Source organism: Phenylobacterium aquaticum, assembly GCF_947378715.1.
GTDB lineage: Bacteria > Pseudomonadota > Alphaproteobacteria > Caulobacterales > Caulobacteraceae > Phenylobacterium > Phenylobacterium aquaticum_A.
In genome coordinates, this window is record NZ_CANCLE010000218.1 from 1 (window position 1) to 5,134 (window position 5,134).

4 protein-coding genes are annotated in these 5,134 nt (G+C 66.9%); 2 read left to right on the forward strand and 2 right to left on the reverse strand.

All coding sequences use genetic code 11. The annotated features are described in order from the left end of the window. Nucleotides 1-168: 168 nt before the first annotated feature. Nucleotides 169-1,824, reverse strand: coding sequence for a cytochrome c oxidase subunit I (gene ctaD / locus Q7P21_RS19205; protein ID WP_304179714.1), 1,656 nt, complete (start codon nt 1,822-1,824; stop codon nt 169-171). A gap of 17 nt (nt 1,825-1,841) precedes the next feature. After that, nucleotides 1,842-2,762, reverse strand: a complete 921-nt coding sequence (gene coxB / locus Q7P21_RS19210; RefSeq protein ID WP_304171216.1) for a cytochrome c oxidase subunit II — start codon at nt 2,760-2,762, stop codon at nt 1,842-1,844. A gap of 397 nt (nt 2,763-3,159) precedes the next feature. On the opposite strand from coxB, the gene tldD reads away from it, so the two are divergent. After that, the gene (tldD, locus tag Q7P21_RS19215) at nt 3,160-4,590 is read left to right on the forward strand and encodes a metalloprotease TldD (protein ID WP_304179717.1); all 1,431 of its coding nucleotides are present in this window, start codon (nt 3,160-3,162) and stop codon (nt 4,588-4,590) included. Nucleotides 4,591-4,718: 128 nt separating this feature from the next. Beyond that, nucleotides 4,719-5,134 (forward strand): Plug domain-containing protein (locus Q7P21_RS19220; RefSeq protein WP_304179724.1); only part of this gene is annotated, 416 nt, incomplete at its 3' end.

Sequence of the window (5,134 nt, forward strand, 5' to 3'; positions counted from 1 at the left end):
AGATAGTCGTTCCAGCGCGACGGAACGCTCGACGCGGCAGGTTCGGTGATCGGGGCGGACGCGGTGATGTCGGTCATCTCAAGTCACAAACGCCAATCGGCAAAACAGAAGTCGGGCGCGGCGGCCGGAACCCTGTCCGGTCGCCGCGCCCAGAAGCTCAGTCCTCGCTCAGTGCGAGTCGGCCTTGATGACCGGCAGTTCGTTGAACTGGTGGAACGGAGGCGGCGACGGCAGGGTCCATTCCAGCGTGGTGGCGCCTTCGCCCCAGGGATTGGCCTCGGCCTTGCGGCGGCGGATAGCGGATTCCAGCAGCATCAGCAGGAAGACGCCGACGCCGACCAGGGTGATCAGGTAGCCGTAGGACGAAATCCGGTTCCAGTAGGTGAAGGCTTCCGGATAGTCGACGTAGCGGCGGGGCATGCCCTGCAGGCCGAGGAAGTGCTGCGGGAAGAAGATCAGGTTCACGCCGACGAAGGTGATCCAGAAGTGGGTCGCGCCGAGGAACTCGTTGTACTTCACGCCCCAGATCTTCTCGAACCAGTAGTAGAAGCCCGCGAAGATCGCGAACACGGCGCCGAGGCTGAGCACGTAGTGGAAGTGGGCCACGACGTAATAGGTGTCGTGCAGGCTGTAGTCGATGCCGGCATTGGCCAGGACCACGCCGGTCACGCCGCCGACGGTGAACAGGAAGATGAAGCCGATCGCCCACAGCATGGGCGTCTTGAAGTCGATCGACCCGCCCCACATCGTCGCGATCCAGGAGAACACCTTCACGCCCGTGGGCACGGCGATGACCATGGTCGCGGCCACGAAGTAGGCGCGCAGATTGATGCTCATGCCGACCGTGTACATGTGGTGGGCCCACACGACGAAGCCGACGAAGCCGATGGCCACCATGGCGTAGGCCATGGCGAGATAGCCGAACACGGGCTTCTTCGAGAAGGTCGACACGATCTGGCTGATGATGCCGAAGCCGGGCAGGATCAGGATGTAGACTTCCGGGTGGCCGAAGAACCAGAACAAGTGCTGGTACATGACCGGATCGCCGCCGCCGGCGGGATCGAAGAAGTGGGTGTGGAAGTTACGGTCGGTCAGCAGCATGGTGATCGCGCCGGCCAGGACGGGCAGCGAGAGCAGCAGCAGGAACACGGTCACCAGGATCGACCACACGAACAGCGGCATGCGGTGCAGGGTCATGCCCGGGGCGCGCATGTTGAAGATGGTGGTGATGAAGTTGATGGCCCCCAGGATCGAGCTGGCGCCCGCCAGGTGGAGCGCCAGGATGGCGCAGTCCATGGCCGGACCCGTATGCCCGCTGGTGGAGAGCGGCGGATAGGCCGTCCAGCCGCCGCCGAAGCCGCGACCCGGGCCGCCGTCGACGAACAGCGAGGTGCACAGCATCACCCAGGCGGCGACCAGCAGCCAGAAGGAGATGTTGTTCATCCGCGGGAAGGCCATGTCCGGCGCGCCGATCATCAGCGGCACGAACCAGTTGCCGAACCCGCCGATCATGGCGGGCATGACCATGAAGAAGATCATGATCAGGGCGTGGGCGGTGACCACGGCGTTGTAGCCGTGCTTGGTCTGCTCGACCAAGCCCATCAGGTGGATCGGCGAATCGGGCCGGAAGATCTGAATACCCGGCTCAGCCAGTTCCCAACGGATCAGGCCCGACAGCGCCCCACCGACCAGACCCGCCATGATGGCGAAGATCAGGTAGAGGGTGCCGATGTCCTTGTGGTTCGTCGAGAACAGCCAGCGCACCAGGAACGGCGGCTTGTGGTCGTGGTCGTCGTGGGTGTCGTGAGCGGCAGAATACGCCATCGGTCGCTATCCTAAGATCACTTCGCGGCCGGCGCCGCAGCGGGCGCAGGCAGGGAGACAGGCTTCGCGGCGGCGGCCGGAGCCGGCGCGGCGGGAGCGGCAGGAACCGTCGCCGCAGCGGGCGTGGCCGCGCCTTCGGCTGCGGGCGCCACGGCGGCGGGGGCAGGCTTGGCGCCCACCGGCGAACCGCCCTTGGTCGCTACCCAGGCGTCAAACTCGGCCTGGCTGACGGCGTGGACCTCGATCGGCATGAAGGCGTGATCGACGCCGCACAGCTCGCGGCACTGGCCGTAATAGATCCCCGGGCGGTCGACCTTGAACCAGGTCTCGTTGACCCGACCGGGCACGGCGTCGGTGATGATGCCGAAGGAGGGGACGGCGAAGGCGTGGATCACGTCGGCGCCGGTGACCAGCACCCGGACCACCTTGTTGACCGGCACGACCAGCGGCTCGGTCGCCGCCAGGCGATAGGGCACGTGCTTGGCCTTGGCCTCGTCCTCGGGAAGGATGTTGGAGACGAACTCGCCGATCTTCTGGTCGGGGTATTCGAAGCCCCAGTACCACTGATAGCCGGTCGCCTTGATGGTCATATAGGCCGGCGGCATGTCGTTATAGGCGAACAGCAGCCGGAACGAGAAGATCGAGATGCCCATCAGGATCAGCACCGGCACCACGGTCCAGATGATCTCGATGGCCGTGTTGTGGCTGAACTTCGCCGGCACCGGATTGGCGCGCTTGTTGTAGCGGATGGCGATCCACAGGATCAGGCCGAGCACCAGCAGGCAGATCGCGGTGATGATCGGCAGCAGGATAACGTTGTGGAAAAAGATTGCGTCATGACGCAGGGGCGTGACGCCCGGCTGCATATCGATCGCGCCTGGCGTGGGCTGACCCAGCAAATCCGCGGCGAAGGCGCTGGCGCCCCAAAACGCGGTCATCGCGCCCGCGGCGGCCCCGGCCGTCCACGCCCGCATCCCTTGAAACCTCGACTTCATGTCCCCTCGGTCTGCTTGGCCGGCTGCGCCTCGCTGATGGCGATCGCCCCCGCCGACGTCTCCGGAAACGGGCCATGCCTTACGCACATGGGCCGCCCCTTCAGCGGGCGTGCATACGCGCATCCCCGGGGCTTGCCAAGGCGGTTGCGGCGACAAGAGAGGATCATTCCGACACGCCCGCGCGATCTGTCGCACCCGCAGCGCCCGCGCCGCTAAACCTGCGTTTGTGTCAGGCCCGCGCGACGCCTTGGCGGGCGGCCAAGGGCAAGGCGGGGTGACGCCGGGGCCCGCAGCCCCTATCTCTATGAATCTCGACCTTCCAACCCGTCCGGACCGGTTCATGAACGCCCACAGCCCCACGCCTTCGATCCTCGATTCCTGCGGCGTCGCGCCGGAGCGGGCCCGCGAAATCCTGAGCGAGGCTCTGGTCGGCGCCGATGACGGGGAACTGTTCGCCGAGCGCTCTGAAAGCGAGTCGTTCCTGTTCGACGACGGGCGCCTGAAATCGGCGGCCTATGATTCGTCGGAAGGCTTCGGCCTGCGGGTGGTGGCGGGCGAGACCGCCGGCTACGCCCATTCCAGCGAGATCTCCGAGGCCTCGATCAAGCGCGCCGCCCAGTCGGCCGCCCTGGCCAAGCGCGGCTATGAGGGCCAGGCGGCCGACGCGCCCCGGGCCACCAACACCAAGCTCTATGGCGAGGAAGACCCCACCGCCTCGCCCGACTTCTCCGACAAGGTCGCCCTGCTGCAGGAGATCGACGCCTGGTGCCGGGCCCGCGACCCCCGCGTGGTCCAGGTCATGGCCTCCCTGGCCGGCGAGCGCCGCACGGTGGAGATCCTGCGCGCCGACGGCCGGCTGATCCGCGATGTGCGGCCCCTGTCGCGGGTCAATGTCCAGATCACCGTCGAGAAGGATGGCCGCCGCGAGAACGGCTACACCGGGGCCGGCGGCCGCGCCGGCTTCGAGGCCTGGATCGGCGCCGAGAAGTGGCAGGAGCAGGCCGAGGAAGCCCTGCGCCAGGCCCTGGTCAATCTGGACGCCGTGCCCTGCCCGGCCGGCGAGATGGACGTGGTCCTGGGCCCGGGCTGGAACGGCGTGCTGCTGCACGAGGCCGTGGGCCACGGGCTGGAAGGCGACTTCAACCGCAAGGGCACCTCGGCCTTTTCCGGCCGGATCGGCGAGCGGGTGGCGGCCAAGGGCGTCACCGTGTTCGACGACGGCTCCCTGATGGGCCGGCGCGGGTCGCTCACCGTCGATGACGAGGGCACCCCCACCGAGCGCACCGTTCTGATCGAGGACGGCATATTGGTCGGCTATATGCACGACCGGATGAGCGCCCGGCTGATGGGCATGAAGGCCGGCGGCAATGGCCGGCGCCAGTCCTATGCCCACATGCCGATGCCGCGCATGACCAACACCGCCATGGACAATGGGACGACGCCCCGCGCCGAGATGATCGAGGCGACCCAGCGCGGGCTCTATTGCGCCAATTTCGGCGGCGGCCAGGTGGACATCACCAATGGCAAGTTCGTGTTCCAGTGCACCGAGGCCTATCTGATCGAGAACGGCAAGATCACCGCCCCGGTCAAGGGCGCGACCCTGATCGGCGACGGGCCCTCGGCCCTGACCCGGGTGACCATGATCGGCGACGACTTCGATTTCGATCCCGGCGTGGGCGTCTGCGGCAAGTCCGGCCAGAGCGTCCCCGTGGGCGTCGGCCAACCCTCGCTGAAGATCACCGGCCTGACCGTGGGCGGCACCAGTGTCTGACGCCGCGACGCAATCGGCGATCTAAACGGCGCAAACATGTCCGCGATTTAATGCACATTTCACCGTTGTAATTTGCCGTAACCCGGTGTGACAGGTCACTTCCCCCTCGTGTTTGGGGGAGCTTTTCGATGACGCCAGTACTGAGCCTGTTCGCCGCCCTGGCGGCCGCGACCCCACAGGCGGCGGCGCTGCCGGTCGCGGCGCCCGTCGCGGCGACCCAGGGGATCAGCACCTATCCGGCCAGTTTCTTCGCGGCTTCCGGCGCGAACACCGCCGCCGACATGGTCTCGCGCCTGCCCGGCTTCTCCCTCGACAGCGGCGACAGCGTGCGCGGCTTCGAGGGCGCGGCGGGCAATGTACTGATCGACGGCTCACGGCCGGCCTCCAAGACCGATAATCTCGACGAGATCCTGCGCCGCATCCCGGCCAATCGGGTCGACCATATCGAGGTGATCCGCGGCGGCGCGCCGGGCATCGACATGCAGGGCAAGTCGATCCTGGCCAATGTGGTCCGCACCAAGACCTCCGGGCTTCAGATCGTCAC